This window comes from Micromonospora violae, from assembly GCF_004217135.1.
GTDB classification, from domain to species: Bacteria; Actinomycetota; Actinomycetes; order Mycobacteriales; family Micromonosporaceae; genus Micromonospora; species Micromonospora violae.
In genome coordinates this window covers 1,284,274-1,301,861 of record NZ_SHKK01000001.1, presented here as the reverse complement: position 1 = coordinate 1,301,861, position 17,588 = coordinate 1,284,274, and the positions used below count along the sequence as shown (strand labels likewise).

The following is a 17,588-nucleotide window of genomic DNA, read 5'->3' as shown; positions in this document are numbered from 1 at the left end:
TGTCAGCTGTCACGGCAGGGGAAGCCGGCCGGCGGCGGTGGCGTCGGCCGGTGGTGCGTACTGTTCCGGTCAGGCGACGGTGACCAGGTCCAGGCCGACGGCCTCGGCGTGCCCGAACGCGTCGTCGACCACGACCACCTCGCGGCCGGCGTTCGCCAGGAGAGAGGCGGCGACGGTGGCCCGGTAGCCCGAGCCGCAGTGCACCCAGACGGTGCCCGCCGGTACGTCGGCCAGCCGCCGGGGCAGGTCGGGCAGCGGGATGTGCACGGCGCCGTCGATGTGGCCGGCCCGCCACTCGTTGGTCATCCGCACGTCGAGGATCACGTCCGCGCCGGGCAGACCGGCCGGGACGTGGCCCTTCCGCGCCGCCGCGAGGGCCCCGAAGTCCGCCATCCGCAGCCCGCGCAGCTGACCGGGGTCGATCGCCCACCGCGTGGCGTCGCCGGTGGCCTGCGCAGCGGGGCGGTCGATACCGATGCGGACCAGTTCACGTTGGGCGTCGGCGACCTGCTGCGGTGTCTCGGCGAGCAGGGTGATCGGCACCCCCCACTCGATCAGCCAACCGAGCCAGGTGGCCATCGGACCGTCCAGACCGAGACTGACAGTGCCGGCCAGGTGCGAGGCGGCGTACGCCTTGCGGTGGCGCAGGTCCACCACCCACTCCCCTGCGGTCATCCGCTCGCGTAGTTCGGCGGCGTCGGCGCGGGTCACCGGCGTGAGGTCGACCGGGGCCGGGCCGGCGGCGTTGGCCACCCCCATGTGGGCGTAGTACGCCGGGTAGGCGTCGAGGCCGGCGAGGGTCTCGGTGACGAAGTCGTCAGCGGCCAGTCGCAGGACGGGGTTCTTCTCCTTCTCCCGGCCGATGGTCGACTCCGGGGCGTCGGCCTGAGTGGCCGAGCAGAAGCTGCCGAACCCGTGCGTGGGCCACACCTGCGCACCGTCGGGCAGCAGATCCACCAGCCGTTTCGCCGAGGCGTGCTGCTGTTGGGCCAACTGGTGGGCGTGCTGCTGGCCCAACAGGTCGGTACGGCCCGTCGTGCCGAACAGCAGCGACCCGCCGGTGAAGACGCCGGTTGCCTCCCAGCCACCGTCGGTGGTCACGTCCAGGACCTACGACAGGTGGTGGAAGGTGTGACCTGGCGTGCCGATCACCCGCAGGCGCAGGGAGTCGGAGACGGTCACCTGGTCGCCGTCGGCGACCGACGTCCGCGCGAAGCCGACCTCGTCGGCCGCTGCCACCAGGTAGTGCGCGCCGGTGATCCGCGCGAGTTCCAGCCCGCCGGAAACGTAGTCGTTGTGCAGGTGCGTCTCCAGGACGTGGGTGATCCGCACGCCCTTCTCCCCGCCAGGTACATGATCCGGTCGATGTCGCGCTGGGGGTCGACCACGATCGCTACCTGCCCGTCCGAGGCGAGGTAGCTGCGATCGCCGAGGGCGGATGTGGCGACGACGGAAACCTCAACTGACATGTCCTGCGCTCCTTCCAAATACCCCGGGGGGTATGTAGACGACACACTGCTGCCCGGTTCTTCACCCACGCTGTTACCCGCTCACACCATTGCCAGTGGGCGCGGCGGCCCTCGGGCACGACGAGCCCGCCCCGCCGCGCCGCACCTCGACGAGACAGTCCGGACCCGCCCCCGGGAGGGCGGACCCGGGGACGCCTCAGGCGAGAGCCAGGAAGAGCTTCTCGAGCTCCTCCTCGGTCATCTCCGGCTCCTCGCCACGGTCACGCGCGGCCCCACAATGCCGCATCCCCGACGCAATGATCTTGTAACCCGCGCGGTCGATCGCCTTCGACACCGCCGCCAACTGGGTCAGCGCCTCGCGGCAATCCTGACCGTTTTCCATCATCTCGATGACCGCGTTGAGCTGCCCACGCGCCCGCTTGAGCCGGGTCAGCGCATCCGAGGTCATCTCCGGTCGAAGCTTCATCGGCACCTCCTGGAGCAACCATACCCCCGGGGGTACCCATCTTGCCAATGACAGCCGAGAAATCGGCCATATCGGGCCGTCTGGTACCGAAAAAGCCCCGGTCGATCACAGCGGATCGACCGGGGCTGTCGGTGCGACCTGTCAGGCGAGATCGAACCGGTCGAGCTCCATGACCTTGGCCCAGGCGGCCACGAAGTCGGCCACGAACTTGTCACGGGCGTCCTGGCTGGCGTAGACCTCCGCGAGGGCGCGCAGCTGGGAGTTGGACCCGAAGATGAGGTCGACCGCGGTGGCGGTCCACTTCACCTCGTCGGTGGCCAGGTCGCGGATCTCGTACACGTGCTCGTCGGACTTCGACGCGCTCCACCGCGTGCCCGGGGAGAGCAGGTTGGCGAAGAAGTCGTTGGTGAGCACGCCCGGCCGGTCGGTGAGGACACCGTGCTGGCTGCCGCCGACGTTGGCGCCGAGAGAGCGCAGGCCGCCGATGAGGACGGTCATCTCCGGCGCGCTCAGGTTGAGCATGTAGGCGCGGTCGATGAGCAGCACCTCCGGCTGGGTCTTCTCGCCAGCCCGCAGGTAGTTGCGGAAACCGTCGGCGCGCGGCTCCAGGACCCGGAACGACTCGACGTCGGTCTGCTCCTGGCTCGCGTCGGTGCGGCCCGGCCGGAACGGCACGGTCACCTCGACGCCAGCGTCCCGGGCCGCCTTTTCGACGGCTGCCGAACCGGCCAGCACGATCAGGTCGGCCAGCGAGATCCTCGCCCCGCCAGCGGAGTTGAACTCCTGCTGGATGCCCTCAAGGGCGGTCAGGACGGTCGCCAGCTGCTCGGGCTGGTTGACCTCCCAGCTGCGCTGCGGCTCGAGGCGAATGCGCGCCCCGTTGGCACCGCCGCGCTTGTCGGTGTGCCGGAAGCTCGCGGCGGAGGCCCAGGCGGTGGAGACCAGCTGGTCGACAGTGAGACCGGACTCCAGGACCTTCGCCTTGAGGGCGGCGATGTCGGCCGCACCCACCAGCTCGTGGTCGACGGCCGGCACCGGGTCCTGCCACAGCTGCGGCTCGGCCACCCACGGCCCGAGGAAGCGCTCGATCGGGCCCATGTCGCGGTGCAGCAGCTTGTACCACGCCTTGGCGAAGGCCAGCGCGAACTCGTCCGGGTTCTCCAGGAAGCGGCGCGAGATCTTCTCGTACGCCGGGTCGACGCGCAGCGACAGGTCGGTCGTGAGCATCGTCGGCTTGTACTTCTTCGCCGGGTCGAACGGGTCCGGGATGATCGCCTCGGCGTCCTTGGCGACCCACTGCTTCGCGCCGCCGGGGCTGGTGGTGAGCTCCCACTCGTAGCCGAAGAGGATCTCGAAGAAGCGGTTGCTCCACTGCGTCGGCACGTCGGTCCACGTCACTTCGAGCCCACTGGTGATCGTGTCGCTGCCCTTGCCGCTGCCGTGGGTGCTCAGCCAACCCAGACCCTGCGCCTCCAGCGGGGCGCCCTCGGGCTCCGGGCCCACGTGGGTGTCGGCGACGGCCGCACCATGGGTCTTACCGAAGGTGTGACCACCGGCGATGAGGGCGACGGTCTCCTCGTCGTTCATCGCCATCCGGCCAAAGGTCTCGCGGATGAAGTGCGCCGCCGCGGCCGGGTCCGCGTTACCGCGCGGGCCCTCCGGGTTGACGTAGATGAGGCCCATCTCGGTCGAGCCGACGCCGGCCGTCATCTCCTTCTCGGAGGCGTAGCGCTCGTCGCCCAGCCAGGTGTCCTCTGGACCCCAGAAGATCTCCTCGGGCTCCCAGACGTCCTCTCGGCCGAAGCCGAAGCCGAAGGTCTTGAAGCCCATCGACTCCAGGGCGACGTTGCCGGCCAGCACGAGCAGGTCGGCCCAGGAGATCTTCTGGCCGTACTTCTGCTTGACCGGCCAGAGCAGCCGGCGGGCCTTGTCCAGGTTGGCGTTGTCCGGCCAGCTGTTGAGTGGCGCGAACCGCTGACCACCGTCGCCAGCCCCACCCCGGCCGTCCTCGATGCGGTACGTGCCGGCGGCGTGCCAGCTCATCCGGATCATCAGGCCGCCGTAGTGGCCGAAGTCGGCCGGCCACCAGTCCTGCGAGGTGGTGAGCACCTCGACGATGTCGCGCTTGAGGGCCTCGACGTCGAGCTTCGCGAACTCCTTGGCGTAGCTGAAGTCCGCGCCCAGCGGGTTGCCCTTGGGCGAGTGGGCGTGCAGCACCGAGAGGTCGAGCTGGTTGGGCCACCAGTCCCGGTTGGTGCGCGGACGACCGCCGGTCTTCGGGGTCGGCGAGTCGATCGCCGGGTTCTCGCTCTCGCTGCCGTGCGCCGTCACCGAGTCGTGCGCGACCGGGCAGCCGGCAGCTGCCTTCTGGTCCACGCCCTGCGCACTGGTGGGGCCGTTGTCCTGGGTGTCGCTCATGTGCTTCCTTCCGAGCTTGCGGATCTTCCGGGCGTGCGTTCGGTCGCGCAGTCGGGGCAGGTGCCCCAGTAGACGACCTCCGCTTCGTCGACCGCGAAACCGTGGTCGTCCGAGGCGGTGAGACAGGGGGCGTGGCCGACGGCGCAGTCGACGTCGGCGATGGCGCCGCAGGAGCGGCACACGACATGGTGGTGATTGTCCGCGACCCGGGACTCGTAGCGGGCGGTCGCCCCGGTCGGCTGGATGCGCCGCACCAGGCCGGCCTCGGTGAGCACGCGCAACACGTCGTACACCGCCTGGTGGGAGACCGTCGGATGCTCCGCGCGGACCAGCGCGATCACCGCGTCGGTGCCGACGTGCGGGTGGTCGCGCAGCGCCGCGAGCACCGCCAGTCGGGGCCGGGTCACGCGCAACGAGACAGCCCGCAGCTGCGCCTCGAAGTCGGACATCACGGGTACGAACATTAGCTCACTATTTTGGAACGAATCAAGTTTTGCGCCCGCTGAGGTGCCCCAACCATGGACGATTCACCCGAGGCTAACCTGCGGGACGAAAACCAGACAGCCATGTCGAGAAGTGCTGATCAGCTTCGTCCCCACGGTGGACACGACCACGACGGGTCGCAGCCAGCACCGATGACCACGGCCGATGCGGGGTGGTCCGGAAAGTTCCCGGAAGTTTCGGCGTCCCCACTCGGACCGCGATCGGCCATCGAGATCCTGTGGCGATCGTCCGGAACCCCTGATCGACTACTGACCTGGCGGGATGCCGATCGTGGATGTCGGCAGCATGGCCAGCTTGTTTCCGAAAATTGTTGACAAGTAGACGACTTGGTTAATACGGTCGCCATCGACGGCACTCGATAGTCGTCAGCGCCAACCACCACGACCCACTTCTCCGGTCGTCGTGCAGGACGACCGGCCCCACCACCACCGAGCGGTACGACGCCGTGGCTGTTACCTGACCACCGGCAGCCTGCCGAGGCGTACCGCGCCGCTGGCCCCCGCCAGCCGTCACGAGGAGGCACCAGTTTCATGACCGACACCAGCCACACCACGCCGAGAGGGCGCGGCCGCCTGCGGTTGCTCCTCGGCGCCGCGTGCGCCGCCGTCCTGGCCGTCACCGGCACGATCACGGCGACCAACGCGTACGCCGAGGCCGACCGGACGGTCAGCTCGAACCAGACCGGCACGCACAACGGTTACTACTTCTCGTTCTGGAAGGACAGCGGCAACGCCAGCATGACGTTGCGCGAGAACGGCCGCTACTCCAGCAGTTGGGACCGGAGCACCAACAACTGGGTTGGCGGCAAGGGTTGGGCCACCGGTAACCGCCGGACGGTCAGCTACTCGGGCAACTACAACCCGGGCAACAACAACACCTACCTCGCCCTGTACGGATGGACGCGCAACCCGCTCATCGAGTACTACGTGGTGGAGAACTTCGGCAGCTACAACCCGAGCAGCGGCGCCCAGCGGATGGGCACGGTCACCACCGACGGCGGCACCTACGACATCCTGCGCAGCCAGCGGGTCAACGCCCCGTCGATCGACGGCACCCAGACGTTCTACCAGTTCTGGAGCGTCCGCCAGCAGAAGCGTTCGAGTGGCACCATCACCACCGCCAACCACTTCGACGCCTGGGCGCGCGCCGGCTTGAACCTCGGCAGCAACCACAGCTACCAGATCATGGCCACCGAGGGGTACCAGAGCCAGGGCAGCTCCGACATCAACGTCTGGGAGGGCGGCGGCGGCGGCAACCCGACCACCCCGCCCACCACCGGCAACCCGGGGAACCCGGGGACCGGCAACTGCAACGCGACGATCTCCGCCGGCCAGCAGTGGGGCGACCGGTTCAACCTGAACATCGCGGTCAGCGGCACCAACAACTGGATCGTCAGCCTCAACCTTGGCGGCAACCAGTACATCCAGAACAGCTGGAACGCCTCGGTCAGCGGCAGCAGTGGCACCGTCACCGCGAGACCAAATGGCAACGGCAACAACTTCGGCGTGACGATCATGGCCAATGGCAACTGGACCTGGCCAACGATCAGCTGCCGTACCAGTTGACGCTGATCAGTTCCTGACACCACACCTCTGGCGTGGCGGCCTCGGCCGCCACGCCAGACTGGTTTCGCCTTAGACCTGCGGCGCCACGGTCTCGTCCACTGCCGGACCCCCCTCGGACGGCTCCTTCGTCGGGGCCGCCGCCGGCTCCTCCCCGGGCTCGTCCTCGGGCTCCTCCGAGGCTGTTCCGGTCGGCGCCGCCGACGTCGGGGCCTCCGTCGGGCCCCCTGACGGGCTCTCGGACGAGGCGGGCTCGGACGCGTCCTGGGTGGCGTCCGGCGGCGTCGACTGGTCGACCGACCCCGGACCCGTCGAACCGCTGGCCGTCGGGGTCGGGGAGCCTGGCCCACGGACCGGCAGGCCCGCAGAGCCACGGGTGGTCGACTCGCCGCCACCGACGCCCGGGCCAGGCGCGGGCTGCGACGGGCCCGTTGACGACACCGCGGGTGCCCTCGACGGTCGCCCGGTCGGGCCCGGCATCATCCCGGTGGGATCGGCGAACACCAGGACGGCCGCCGCGGCGGCCATCGACCCGAGAACCACCGCGAGCGCCTTCGGCCCGGGACCTCCCGACCGCTTCGCCGCGCCGACCATCGACCGCCGGACCTCGGTACGCTCGACCGTCGCTCCGACCGCCGTCCGCACCAACCCGTCGGTCGGGTCCGCGAGCAGTTGGGCCGCGGCGGCCATGGCTGCCGCCGTCGGAAAGCGACCGGTGGGCTCCTTGGCCATCGCCGTGGCGACCAGCCGCCGGACCGCCTCCGGAACGTCCTCGGGCAGTGGCGGGGGCTCCTCTTCGAGATGCCGCAGCGCCACCGCGACCGCGTTCTCGCCCTGGTGCGGGGGCCTACCGGCAAGGCAGTGGTAGGCGACCGCCCCCAGCGCGTAGATGTCGATCGCCGACGTGGTCTCGCTCCTGGTGACCTGCTCGGGCGCCATGTAGAGGGCGGTGCCCACGACCTGGTTCGTACCGGTCAGGCTCGCCGCCTCCTGCGTCACCGCGACGCCGAAGTCGACGAGAACGACGTGCCCGTCCGGCTCGATGATCAGGTTGCTGGGCTTGACGTCCCGGTGCACGACGCCGGCGTCGTGTGCGGCCTGAAGCGCGCGGGCGGTCTGCGCGGCGATCGACATCGTCTCGGCCACACCCAGCCGGCCCACCTCGGCGATCCGCTCCGACAGCGGCTGCCCCTGGACACACTCCATCACGATGTACGCGAGAACCGACGCGCCGGAGCGGGACACCTCACCGTAGTCGTAGACCTGTGCGATACCCGGGTGACGCAGGGCCGCCATCGCCCGGGCCTCGCGACGGAACCGTTCGCCGAAGCCGGGATCAGTGACCAGCCGAGGTCGCAGCATCTTGATCGCGACGCAGCGGTCCAGGGTTTCGTCGACAGCTCGCCAGACGTCACCCATCCCACCGCTGGCGATGCTGTCGACCAGACGGTATCGGTCTCCGACGACTTCCCCCACACTCGGCATGACACCGTCGGTACCCCGGACCGGCCGATCCGATGCACCGCGCCGCCGTTTCGGGTGGCGGGCGTGCGTCGGGACGACCGTTCGCGCCGACGGTGGGGCCGGTGAGCTGGCCCCGCCGCGTCCGGCGGGGCCAGCTCACCCGAGGGCGGGCCTGATCAGCTGTTCAGCCTGGCCAGCAGGGCGGTGGCCATGCCCTGCTCACCTCGGGCGTTGGGGTGGAAGGGAGCGGCCGAGTTCTGCGGCACCAGGCCCTCGACCCACCGGGTGCCGCTGCTCTTGCACGCGTCACGGCCGATCGACGGGGTGTAGACATCGGCGTAGCTGGCGCCGTTGGCGCTCGCGACGCTGGCCAGCATCGCGTTGAGCGACTTCTCGATGCCGCGCAGGTACGGCACGTCCTGGTAGGCGATCGGAACGACCGGCCAGCAGCCGTAGCCGGTGTCGGGCAGGATCGCCGGGTATCCGAGCACGACCACCCGGGCGCCCGGCGCGGCCTGCCGGACCCCCTGCAACACCGCGGTGACCTTGGGCGTGGCGGCGACGATCCGCGCCTGCAACTGGTCGACACCGCCGGCGGTGTACCGGTTCTTGCACGGGGATCCCAGCGGGCTGCTGACGCTCGCCTCCGCACAGGCACTGATGATGCCGGAGAAGCCGATGTCGTTGCCGCCGATCTGCACCGTCACCAGGGCCGTGTTCGACGTGACTGCGCTCAGCTGCGGTGGCAGCGTGATGCCCAGTTGGCCGCTGCCGCCGTAGAGGATGTCGTCCGTGGTGGCGCCGGAGCAGCTCACGTCGGCGAACGACGACGAGCCGGCCGACGCCGCCACCAGTGACGGGTAGTTGCGGTTGGACCGCAGACAGTTGAGGTCGACCTGGCTGGGGATCAGCGGCCCCGCGGTGTACGAGTCGCCCAGCGCGACGTAGCGGCCGGTGGGCACGGCGGCGCTGGCGGGTGTGGCGACGGTGAGCAGCACGCCGGCGGTGGCGAGGGCGAGTGCGGCCGACCGGGTGGCTGCCCGGAGCAGGGGCAGGAGGGGACGGGTCATGGCGCCTCCCAGGAGGGATCACGGTGGTGGTGGTGCCCGAGATCCTGTCGCCGCCGACGTCACCAGTCAATATCGATGAGCCTCACTAAATGCCTGCCCGAAGTGTGGGATGAATCGGTGGTGGTCAATCAACTGACGCATACCACTGGGCGCCGGTGACCCGGATCCGCCGGGACTGCTTGCGGTTCCACTCCACTCGCATGCCGTGCTTGCGCAGCACCGGAAACGCGATCTCGTCCAGCAGCCGCTCCACGTCGGCCTGGTAGCTGGCCTGCTGCTCGGCCTCCGACAGAGCCGCGTAGGCGACCTCGTCGAAGTCGGGCGGAGGATAGGCGCCGTAGCCGAGATAGACCTCGCCGTCGGCGCTCGCGAGCAGCGACTCGGTGTCCTGCTGGTGGTACCAGAGAAACCCGTGCCAGTGCCGGGAGTCGTCCCGCTCGTCATGGATCTCGGCGCTCGCACAGGTGCCACAGCAGCTGAAGTTTTCCCGGGCCACCACCCCCAGATCGTTGAGCTCAGCGAACGCACGGGTGAGGTTGCTACGCACCGCACCCCACTCGCGCTGCTGCTCCCGCCGAACCGCTAACGCCGTCTCGTACGCCGCCCTGAGCTCATCGTCCGTGGCCCCGCACCGCTCCTCGTCGTCGTCGTCGTCGAAGAAGTCGACGAACTCGTCCGCGTCGCTCTCACCACGCACTATCCAGGCCCAGAGCTCGTCGTCGATGGCGGTGCGGCCCGGCTCCGGGATCCGATCGGTGAGGAACCTCGCGCCCTCAGGGCGATCGTTGTACGTCCATTCAGTCACGACGAGATCGTCACACGGGCGTACGACGGCTCCGAGAACGCGCTCCTAGTTTCCGGCTGGCACCTGGTCCTTGACCTCGTCGTAGCCGACCGGCGTCGGTGCCGTGCCGGGCGCGTAGATCACGCGAAGGACGCCCGTCGGGAACGCCTCCGACGCCACCAGCCGCAGGTGGTACGCCGCATCGCCCTCGTCGAACAGCTTGCGACCCTTCCGTGCGGCCACCGGATGCACCAGCAGGCGCAGCTCGTCGACCAGGCCCGCCGCGAGCAACTGCTGCACCACGGAGATCGACCCGGGGATGAGGACTCCCCGGACGCCAGCATCGGCCTTGAGCGCGGCGACGGCGTCGAGAAGGCCCCCGTTGATCAGCTCCGAGTTGCGCCAGGAGAACTCCAGCGGCTGGCGCGAGACGACGATCTTGCGCATGTCCCCGAGTTGCTTGGCGAACGGTGCGTCCTCGCCACCGGCGGCCTCCCGGTCGGGCCAGGCGCCGGCGAAGCTGTCGTACGTCTCGCGGCCGATGAGCAGCACGTCGCCGGCGTCGTAGTCCTCGGTGACGGCGCGGCCCATGTTCTCGTCGAAGTACGGAAAGTGCCAGGCCGGGTCGATCTCGGCCACACCGTCAGCCGAGACGAACAGTGTGGAGATCACCTTTGCCATCGCGAAGGTCCCTTCGAGTCGGGTCGTGTCGGTAGTCGACCGACGCATCGTCCCAAACTCGTCCGCCACCGGCGGCCCCGATGACGCGTGTCGTATCTGGTCTTTGTCAGCCCGACGTACCGGGAGCGATCCGGTGCCACGTTTCGAGCAGCTTCGGCTGCCCCAGCCCATTCGTCCTCTCGACGACCTCATCGTCGCTTCGGACGTATCCGGCGGACTCGGCGACCCGCTGCGAGGGCAGATTGCCCTGCACGATGCTCAGCCGCAGTCGGGTGAGGCCGAGTTCTTCATGGCAGAAGCTCGTCATCAACCGGAGTGCACGCGATGCCATACCTCGGCCGCGGTGCGCCGGGCCGATGGCGTATCCCAGCACGCCGATCGCGACGTGCAGAGCGACGAGGCCAAGCGGCTCCCCGCCGTCACGGGTCACGGCCAGGTCGACAATGCCCTGGGCACGGCGCCGCCGGATTCTGACCAGAAAGGCGTCCGCGTCGAAGGGAGAAGGAATATCGGTGTTGGCGGCGATGTCTGGCGCGTCGAAGAGGCCCGGCAGGTGCGGCAGATCGGCGTCGAGCCAGTCGCGCAGCACAATCCCCTCCCCGGTCAGGACGAGAGGAGGGGTGGTGGGATCGGCTGCCGCCGACATTGTTGACTCACAGCTCACACGCCATTTTTACACGTATGTCGCGTCCGGCCGGAGCGCGGTGGGCGGGCTCGGCGTGCTGCCGAGCCCGCCCGTTTCCGCTGGTGGGCGGTGTCAGCGCTGCAGTGTCAGCAGACCCGGCCGGTACGGCAGCAGACCGTAGTCGACACCGTTGGAGCTGGGGGAACGGCCCTGGTAGAGCAGTTGCAGGTTGCAGGCGTTGACCGTCATCGTCTGGTCCGCGCTGGTCCGCAGCAACTCACCGTGGCTGATGTCGTTGGTCCAGGTCGCACCACTGTTCGCCTTACCCGCGAACGGGTTGCTCTCACTGGTGGCCTGCGGCGTCCACGACCCACCCAAGCTGGTCGCCGTGAACGACCGGAAGTACCGACCCTGCGACCCGATCGCCTCCACGATCATCAGGTACTTGTTCAGACCCTGCAGCTTGTAGACCTGCACCGCCTCGAACAGGTTGTTCGTCGTGTCACTCATGATCGTCGTGTAGTTCGACCCGAAGCTGCCCGGGAAGTTCCCGATCGGCATGCTCGCCCGGTAAATCTTGCCGTTGTCACCGGCGAAGAACAGATACATGTTCTGACTGTCACCGATGACCGCCTGATCGATCGGACCCGTACCCGACCCGGTGATGCTCCCACTGAACAACGTCTGCGGCGACGACCACCCGTTCGGGTTCGTCGGATCGCTGGAGGTCCGGTACGAGAACGCCGGCCCACCCCACTGATACGCCAACACCCAGATGTTGCGCGGCGCGAAGTAGAACAACGACGGCGCCACCGTCCCCGAGTTCATCGCGTTCTGACTCGCCGAACCCATCTGCGAATAATTCGAGAACAACCCAAAATTCATCGAACCCCACCTGGTCCCGAAGTCGTGGGTGGTGGCGTAGACGAGCTGCTGACCGTTGTACGGAGCAACCGTGAAGTCCTTCAACGACACCCAACCCGACCGCGGCTGCGCCAACGCACCCGTCGACGACCACCGGTACGTCGACGGGAGGTCGCACGTCTGGGTCGGTGGCGGAGTCGTCGGCGGCGGGTCGGTCGGCGGGGTCGTGGGGGGCGGAGTCGTCGGCGTCGTGCCGCCGGTGCAGGTGACGCCGTTCAGGGCGAAGCTCGTCGGTGCGGGATTGCTGCCCGTCCAGGACCCGTTGAACCCGAACGACACCGTGCCGTTGGTCGGAACCGACCCGTTGTAACTCACGTTCCTCGCCGTCACCGCCGACCCGCTCTGCGTCAGCGACGTGTTCCAGGCCTGCGTCACCGTCTGACCGGCACCGTACGACCAGGTCAACGTCCAACTGCTCAACGGATCGCCCAGGTTCGTGATCGCCACGTTGGCGCTGAAGCCGCCCTGCCACTGCGACGGTACGGCGTAGTCCACCGAACAACCCTCGGCCGCGGCGCCCGCCGGCAGGGCTGCGACGATTGTCGACGACACCAGTAACCCAACGCCGGCCACAACCAGACCGAAATTGGTGGCTCTGGATCTGGTCATAGAGCACCCTCCTCGCGGGATGGCGGCCCATACAGTGGTGGTGGTCGCTGCTCGGCGACGAATGTGAGCGTTAACAGGCCGCGACAGGCATGTTACGGGAGCGCTCCCATACCATCAACCCACATCTATCCCTTGGTTCGCTGTGCTGGTCACCTCTCCCGGCACGCCCGGGAGCGGCGCTCCTCACGCGACGGTGACGGTGAGCACCCCGAACTGGTTGCTCCGCTGCACGTAGTGCGGCAGATAGAGCTTCCACGTCACCGTCAGCTCGCGCCCGGCCCGCATCGAGGCCGGCACCTCCGCGACCATCTCGAACACGGCCCTGCCGTCGGCTGGGATCTGCGTGAGCGCGCGGCAGTTCAACCGGTACAGCTGGGCCGAATTCACCGCGTCGTTGGTCGCGTCGCCGAGCGAGAACCGTTCCATCAGATAGCCCGGACAGGGATCCAGCGCGAGGGGGCGGTCGGTGGGGTTGCCGAGCGTCACCCGGAAGGTGAGCCGCGACCCGGCGACGGCGGTCGCCGGCCCCTGCACAGCGACGGTCAGCTGGTCGAGCGGCGAGGACGGGGGCACCGACACCACAGGCGGTTCGGTGAAGCCGCTCGCCGACAGCGACGCCCGCGCGCGCGGGTTGACCCCCTCCCCCCGAGGGCAGACCGGCAGGTCATCGGCGGTGACCGGTGCGCGTAACGTGCCACCGCCGTGCGGTATCTCGATCGCCAGCTCCAACGGCGGAATGACGGGCTGGCAGAACGGCCCGGACCAGTCCAGGCGCAGGCTGGCGTGGCCACCGGCCGGCACGGCGACCACCCGGGCGCGGCCCTCCTCGTTGATGCCGTGGGTGTAGAGCATCGGAATCTCGCGTCCGCCCGCGAGCATGGTCGTGGGCACCTCGCCCTGCAGGGTGCACTCCACCGTTGACGAGTTCCGCACGTCCACCTCGCCGATGAGCTTGCCGAGGGCGGCGTCCCAGCCGCGCGGCTTCTCCCCGGCAGTGCCCGGCCGCGTCCAGCTGGTGAGCTGCCCGGACAGCTGCTCGGCCCGGCACGGCTTGCTGCCGACCGCCGGCCGCCTCGGCTCGGCGGGGCGGCCGTTGAGGTCCTCGCCGGTGATCGTGAGGTCGGCCCAGGGGACGCTGCCGTCGGCGAGCAGTTCGGTGGGCACCGGTGCCGCGACCGTCGCGTCCGGGTGACCCGGCTGGGCGTTCGGTTCGGCGCACGCTGCCGTCACGGCGAGGACGATCAGCAGCGGCACCAGTAGTCGACGCATGCCGTCACCCTCGCACGAACGGGCGCACGGGAGGTGAGTAGCGGTGCTCAGTGGCGATCAGTCGCCGGTGGGCCGGGCCGCCTCGACGATCGACACGGGAGTGCCGAGCTCGACGGTGCGGGAGACGGTGCACAACCGATCGTGCGACTGCTGCAACGACCGGGGCAGCGCCGCACGAGCCTGGTCACCGTCCGCGCCCTCGGGGAACGTCACGGTGAACTCCACCCGCAGGTTCTGCATCCGGTTCCCGCCGGCCTCGTCCCGGATCTTGTCACCGGTGACGGCGACGGCGAACCCGGTCGGCTCGGCGCGCCGACTGGTGATGTGATCCACGTCCACCGCGGTGCAGCCGCCGATGGCTGCCAGCAGCAGCTCCACCGGGGTGAAGCTGCCGTCGTCGCCCGTGCCCAGCGACACCGACCCGCCCCGGACATTCCGCACGACGTAGTTACCCAGGCTGGTGCGCTCGATCTCCACCGAACGGAAGGTGTCCTCAGTCATGCCAGAAAACTACCGGTATCCGTGATCAGGAGTACATGAGATGCAGCGTCATCCCGGCATCCGCGTGCGCCAGGTTGTGACAGTGGTTGGCCCACATCCCCGGGTTGTCGGCGCGGAACGCCACCTTCCACACCTCGCCCGGACGGACGTCGAACGAGTCCAGCCACAGCGGGCTTCCGGTCGCCGGCTCACCATCGCGGGCCAGCACCAGCACGTGGTGGCCGTGCAGGTGCCACGGATGCACGACCTGCGACCGGTTGACGATCGTGAACCGCACGACGTCACCCCGGCGGACGACCTGCGGTGGGATGTCCGGGTCGGCCGCGCCGTTGACGGTGTGGGCGTACCGCGGAAGCAACCTGCGCAGGTCCAGGCCCCGATCGAGGACGAGGGTGAACGTCGTGTCGAACCGGGACCACGGCACCGGGGCGGTCGCGCCGTAACCGAGTGGGTCCAGCACCGGCCAGCCGCCGGTCGCCGTCGACACCGGGCCCGTCGAGTAGACCGACCGTCCATCGACGAACAGCGCGACCGGGGTCGCCGGCGCCTCGAAGACCAGGTCGTAGCGGCCCCCGGCCGGGATGAGCACGGCGGTGTCCACCAGCGGCGTCGGACCCCGCAGGTCGACGCCGTCGATCGCGGCCACCCGGAACGCGGTCCCGGCCAGGGCGTACCGGTGTGTCGTGCTGTCGGTGTTGATCAGCCGCAACCGCACCGGCGTGCCGGCCTCGATCTGCTCCACCCTCGGCGCGGGCAACGGACGGCCGGCCAGGGTGTGCACCGGCACGGTGACGTCGACGCCGCTCACCGGCCCCGGCCGCACCACCAGCACACCGTAGAGGCCCATCCGCACGCCGACGTCGGAGGCCGAGTGCGTGTGGTACCAGTACGTCCCGGCCTGATCGGCGCGGAACCGGTAGACGAACTCCTGCCCGGGCCGCACCGCCGCCTGCGTCACCCCGGGCACTCCGTCCTGATCGTTGGGCACGTCGTACCCGTGCCAGTGCAGGGTGACCCCGCGCCCGATGTCCCGGTTGCGCAGCGTCACCTCCAGGATGTCGCCGACAGTGGCGGTCAACTCCGGTCCGGGCACCTGGGCGTTGAACGCCCACGCCGCGACGTTCCGGCCGTCGGCGTTCACCGTGGCGGTCCCGGCGGTGAGGGTGTACCGCCGATCGGGCTCGTCGGCGATCCCCACTGCCGGATAACCATGATCATGCGGTACGGCGGGCGCGGCGCCCGGGCCGACGGTCAGCCCGGTTCCGGTCACCAGCGCCGCGACCGTCACCACGACGGCCCCCCGGGACACCAGCCGCGACGGGTGCGCGCCGAGAGCCCGCCCCGAGACCACCGTCGCCGCAACGACCCCGGAGATCGCGAGCAGCCCCGCCCCCGCCGACGCCGGATAGCCGTGCAGAACCGTCACGAGCAGGGCGCTGCTCGTGGCGTACCCGGCGAACAGCAGCGCGACCGCGGCGGCCCGGATGTCCCCCCGGGCCCGCAGCAACTGCGGACCGGCGACACCCACCGCCGCGAGCGACAGGGGGGCGGCGATGAGGACCTTCTCGGCGGCGAACCACCAGCCGGCGCGGGCGAGGGCGGTGATCGTGACCGCTCGGGCCAGCGTGGCGAGCAGAGCGACCGCCGCCAGGCCCAACGCGAGCGGGCGGCGTCGGGCCGCCGACGCGGCGCCGCCGCCCAGCCAGGCGGCGGCCGCGAGGACCGCGATCACGAGGTCGGCCGCGAGCAGCGAACCGGTGGTCATGCCGGCTCTCGTTCCTGGGGAACCAGCTGGGCTTCTCCGGCCGGTACCGCGAGGCTCAGCTGTCGCGCTGCCCGGTGCACACCGACCACGACGTGCACCGCGATGATTCCGTTGAGCGCGTGCAGACCACCGATGATCAGGCCGAGCGGGGTGCTGACACCCGACGCGTCCGTGAGCGCCTCGGCGAGCATGGCGATGAGCGGCTGGAGAACGACCAGGCCGATCGGCAGGACCGCCAGCCCGATGACCCGGCCAGGTGCCTTCGCCAGCGCGGCGAGCAGGGCGGTGAGCACTGTGAGCACCGGGATGACCGCCATGCCGTTGATGCTGTGCAGGGCGTACGCGTCGTCGCCGATAGGTCTCGTGAACCCGCCCACGGCGGCGAAGATGAACTGCACGGCGAACGCGACGAGCAACACCAGGGTGCTGACGAAGAATGCCTTACGCACGGGATTACCTCCTAGAGGTGCGCCGAGGCGAGGGCCCGGGCGACGTGATCGGTGGCCGTGACCGCCCCGTACGCGACCAACCGCACGAGGTCGGCGTCGGCCGGGTGGGAGAGCCGCCAGAGGGCCACGTCACCGGGGCTGATCGCGCTGGGCGCGAACGCCGCCAGCAACGCGATCCGGGTGCCGATGCGGTCCGTACCCGGGACGTCCCGCACCAGGTCGATGGCCCAGTCCGCGGGCCGGACCGGGAAGCGGCCGTCCTCCCAGCGCACGGTGGCCGTGACGGTCTGGCGGGCCACGTCGCCCAGCAGTTCCCCGCCCCGGGCGGCGGCGTTGCGTAACGACGCGTAGGCGACGCCCACCGGGCTGTCCCCCGCCCACGCCGGTGCCACGGTGGCGTCGGCATCGGTGTCGAGGAGCGGGAGGCTTCGGCCGGGCTCCTTCGGCTCCCGGGCCGCCTTGGCGTAGAGCCGACCCCCGACCGAGCGGACCACTGCGGAGCGTTGCAGGCCGCCAGGGAGCAGATCGGGGTGGAGCAACGCCGACACGACGCGGTTGATGAAGTGGAAGGCGAGCAGGGTGCCGGTGATCTCCGCGCCGTACGGGCTGGTCCAGTCGGCGGCTCGGGGGTTGCGGCTCGCCTGCGCCCAGCGGACCAGCTCGGCGTGCCTCGGCTCGGACGGCGTGTCGCCCCGGGCGACGGCCTCGGCCAACCCCGGTTCGCCCAGCGCGTGCAGCAGCAGCACGTGGGCGTCGATACAGAACTGACAACGGTTGGCCTGGGACACCGCCGCCGCGACGAGTTCGCGGTCGACCCGGGGCGCGTCGCCGGCCAGCAACGCCTCCCGCATCAGCGCCCAGGTCGCGGCCAGCACCTCCGGCACGGCCGAGAGCGCCTGGAAGGTCGGCAACGGCCCGAGAAAGTCCTCGCGCAACTGTTGGTAGACCGCCGCGGTGGGGCCGGTGGCCGCCCGCGTCGGCGTGGGGTTGAAAAAGCGGTATGTCATGGGATCGATGCTCGCGGCGGC

At 69.9% G+C, this 17,588-nt stretch carries 15 protein-coding genes and 1 pseudogene; 1 reads left to right on the top strand and 15 read right to left on the bottom strand.

Annotation, left to right across the window (positions count from 1 at the left end; translation table 11 throughout):
- Positions 1 to 69 precede the first annotated feature (69 nt).
- The 4 genes and pseudogenes from EV382_RS05715 to EV382_RS05700 form a co-directional block, all read right to left on the bottom strand.
- A pseudogene (locus EV382_RS05715) lies at positions 70 to 1,469 on the bottom strand (rhodanese-like domain-containing protein).
- A 196-nt stretch (positions 1,470 to 1,665) separates the two neighbouring features.
- Positions 1,666 to 1,935, bottom strand: coding sequence for a metal-sensitive transcriptional regulator (locus tag EV382_RS05710; protein WP_130400556.1), 270 nt, complete (start codon positions 1,933 to 1,935; stop codon positions 1,666 to 1,668).
- Positions 1,936 to 2,076: 141 nt separating this feature from the next.
- A complete protein-coding gene (gene katG / locus EV382_RS05705) occupies positions 2,077 to 4,353 on the bottom strand; it encodes a catalase/peroxidase HPI (protein ID WP_130400555.1) in 2,277 nt (758 codons plus the stop codon).
- Positions 4,350 to 4,805, bottom strand: coding sequence for a Fur family transcriptional regulator (locus EV382_RS05700; RefSeq protein WP_279636531.1), 456 nt, complete (start codon positions 4,803 to 4,805; stop codon positions 4,350 to 4,352). The genes katG and EV382_RS05700 overlap by 4 nt, the downstream gene beginning before the upstream one ends.
- A 582-nt stretch (positions 4,806 to 5,387) precedes the next feature.
- On the opposite strand from EV382_RS05700, the gene EV382_RS05695 reads away from it, so the two are divergent.
- Entirely contained in the window at positions 5,388 to 6,422 is a 1,035-nt protein-coding gene (locus EV382_RS05695) for a glycoside hydrolase family 11 protein (protein ID WP_130400554.1), read from the top strand.
- Between the two features lie 69 nt (positions 6,423 to 6,491).
- On the opposite strand, the gene EV382_RS05690 is transcribed toward EV382_RS05695, so the two are convergent.
- From EV382_RS05690 to EV382_RS05640, 11 genes are all read right to left on the bottom strand, one after another.
- On the bottom strand, positions 6,492 to 7,904 hold the full coding sequence (locus tag EV382_RS05690) for a serine/threonine-protein kinase (RefSeq protein WP_130400553.1): 1,413 nt from the start codon (positions 7,902 to 7,904) through the stop codon (positions 6,492 to 6,494).
- Between the two features lie 155 nt (positions 7,905 to 8,059).
- On the bottom strand, positions 8,060 to 8,953 hold the full coding sequence (locus EV382_RS05685) for an SGNH/GDSL hydrolase family protein (protein WP_130400552.1): 894 nt from the start codon (positions 8,951 to 8,953) through the stop codon (positions 8,060 to 8,062).
- 124 nt (positions 8,954 to 9,077) lie between these two features.
- Positions 9,078 to 9,758, bottom strand: coding sequence for a DUF6891 domain-containing protein (locus EV382_RS05680; RefSeq protein WP_130400551.1), 681 nt, complete (start codon positions 9,756 to 9,758; stop codon positions 9,078 to 9,080).
- Positions 9,759 to 9,803: 45 nt separating this feature from the next.
- Complete coding sequence (locus EV382_RS05675; RefSeq protein WP_130400550.1) at positions 9,804 to 10,418, bottom strand: dihydrofolate reductase family protein; 615 nt, start codon at positions 10,416 to 10,418, stop codon at positions 9,804 to 9,806.
- Between the two features lie 106 nt (positions 10,419 to 10,524).
- Positions 10,525 to 11,007, bottom strand: coding sequence for a GNAT family N-acetyltransferase (locus EV382_RS05670; RefSeq protein WP_165435722.1), 483 nt, complete (start codon positions 11,005 to 11,007; stop codon positions 10,525 to 10,527).
- Between the two features lie 168 nt (positions 11,008 to 11,175).
- Complete coding sequence (locus EV382_RS05665; RefSeq protein ID WP_130400548.1) at positions 11,176 to 12,576, bottom strand: glycoside hydrolase family 62 protein; 1,401 nt, start codon at positions 12,574 to 12,576, stop codon at positions 11,176 to 11,178.
- 183 nt (positions 12,577 to 12,759) lie between these two features.
- Positions 12,760 to 13,845: a hypothetical protein gene (locus EV382_RS05660; protein WP_130400547.1), complete on the bottom strand. Its 1,086-nt coding sequence runs from the start codon at positions 13,843 to 13,845 to the stop codon at positions 12,760 to 12,762.
- 57 nt (positions 13,846 to 13,902) lie between these two features.
- Positions 13,903 to 14,346, bottom strand: a complete 444-nt coding sequence (locus EV382_RS05655; protein ID WP_130400546.1) for an OsmC family protein — start codon at positions 14,344 to 14,346, stop codon at positions 13,903 to 13,905.
- Positions 14,347 to 14,371: 25 nt separating this feature from the next.
- On the bottom strand, positions 14,372 to 16,111 hold the full coding sequence (locus EV382_RS05650) for a multicopper oxidase family protein (protein WP_130400545.1): 1,740 nt from the start codon (positions 16,109 to 16,111) through the stop codon (positions 14,372 to 14,374).
- Positions 16,108 to 16,560, bottom strand: coding sequence for a DUF6220 domain-containing protein (locus tag EV382_RS05645; RefSeq protein ID WP_130400544.1), 453 nt, complete (start codon positions 16,558 to 16,560; stop codon positions 16,108 to 16,110). The genes EV382_RS05650 and EV382_RS05645 overlap by 4 nt, the downstream gene beginning before the upstream one ends.
- Positions 16,561 to 16,571: 11 nt before the next feature.
- On the bottom strand, positions 16,572 to 17,567 hold the full coding sequence (locus EV382_RS05640) for a carboxymuconolactone decarboxylase family protein (RefSeq protein WP_130400543.1): 996 nt from the start codon (positions 17,565 to 17,567) through the stop codon (positions 16,572 to 16,574).
- Between the last annotated feature and the right edge of the window lie 21 nt (positions 17,568 to 17,588).

Coding starts and splice junctions, on each gene's coding strand:
- EV382_RS05710 (WP_130400556.1), bottom strand. CDS start 1,935: ATGAAGCTTCGACCGGAGATGACCTCGGATGCGCTGACCCGGCTCAAG.
- katG (WP_130400555.1), bottom strand. CDS start 4,353: ATGAGCGACACCCAGGACAACGGCCCCACCAGTGCGCAGGGCGTGGAC.
- EV382_RS05695 (WP_130400554.1), top strand. CDS start 5,388: ATGACCGACACCAGCCACACCACGCCGAGAGGGCGCGGCCGCCTGCGG.
- EV382_RS05690 (WP_130400553.1), bottom strand. CDS start 7,904: ATGCCGAGTGTGGGGGAAGTCGTCGGAGACCGATACCGTCTGGTCGAC.
- EV382_RS05685 (WP_130400552.1), bottom strand. CDS start 8,953: ATGACCCGTCCCCTCCTGCCCCTGCTCCGGGCAGCCACCCGGTCGGCC.
- EV382_RS05675 (WP_130400550.1), bottom strand. CDS start 10,418: ATGGCAAAGGTGATCTCCACACTGTTCGTCTCGGCTGACGGTGTGGCC.
- EV382_RS05665 (WP_130400548.1), bottom strand. CDS start 12,576: ATGACCAGATCCAGAGCCACCAATTTCGGTCTGGTTGTGGCCGGCGTT.
- EV382_RS05660 (WP_130400547.1), bottom strand. CDS start 13,845: ATGCGTCGACTACTGGTGCCGCTGCTGATCGTCCTCGCCGTGACGGCA.
- EV382_RS05655 (WP_130400546.1), bottom strand. CDS start 14,346: ATGACTGAGGACACCTTCCGTTCGGTGGAGATCGAGCGCACCAGCCTG.
- EV382_RS05650 (WP_130400545.1), bottom strand. CDS start 16,111: ATGACCACCGGTTCGCTGCTCGCGGCCGACCTCGTGATCGCGGTCCTC.
- EV382_RS05640 (WP_130400543.1), bottom strand. CDS start 17,567: ATGACATACCGCTTTTTCAACCCCACGCCGACGCGGGCGGCCACCGGC.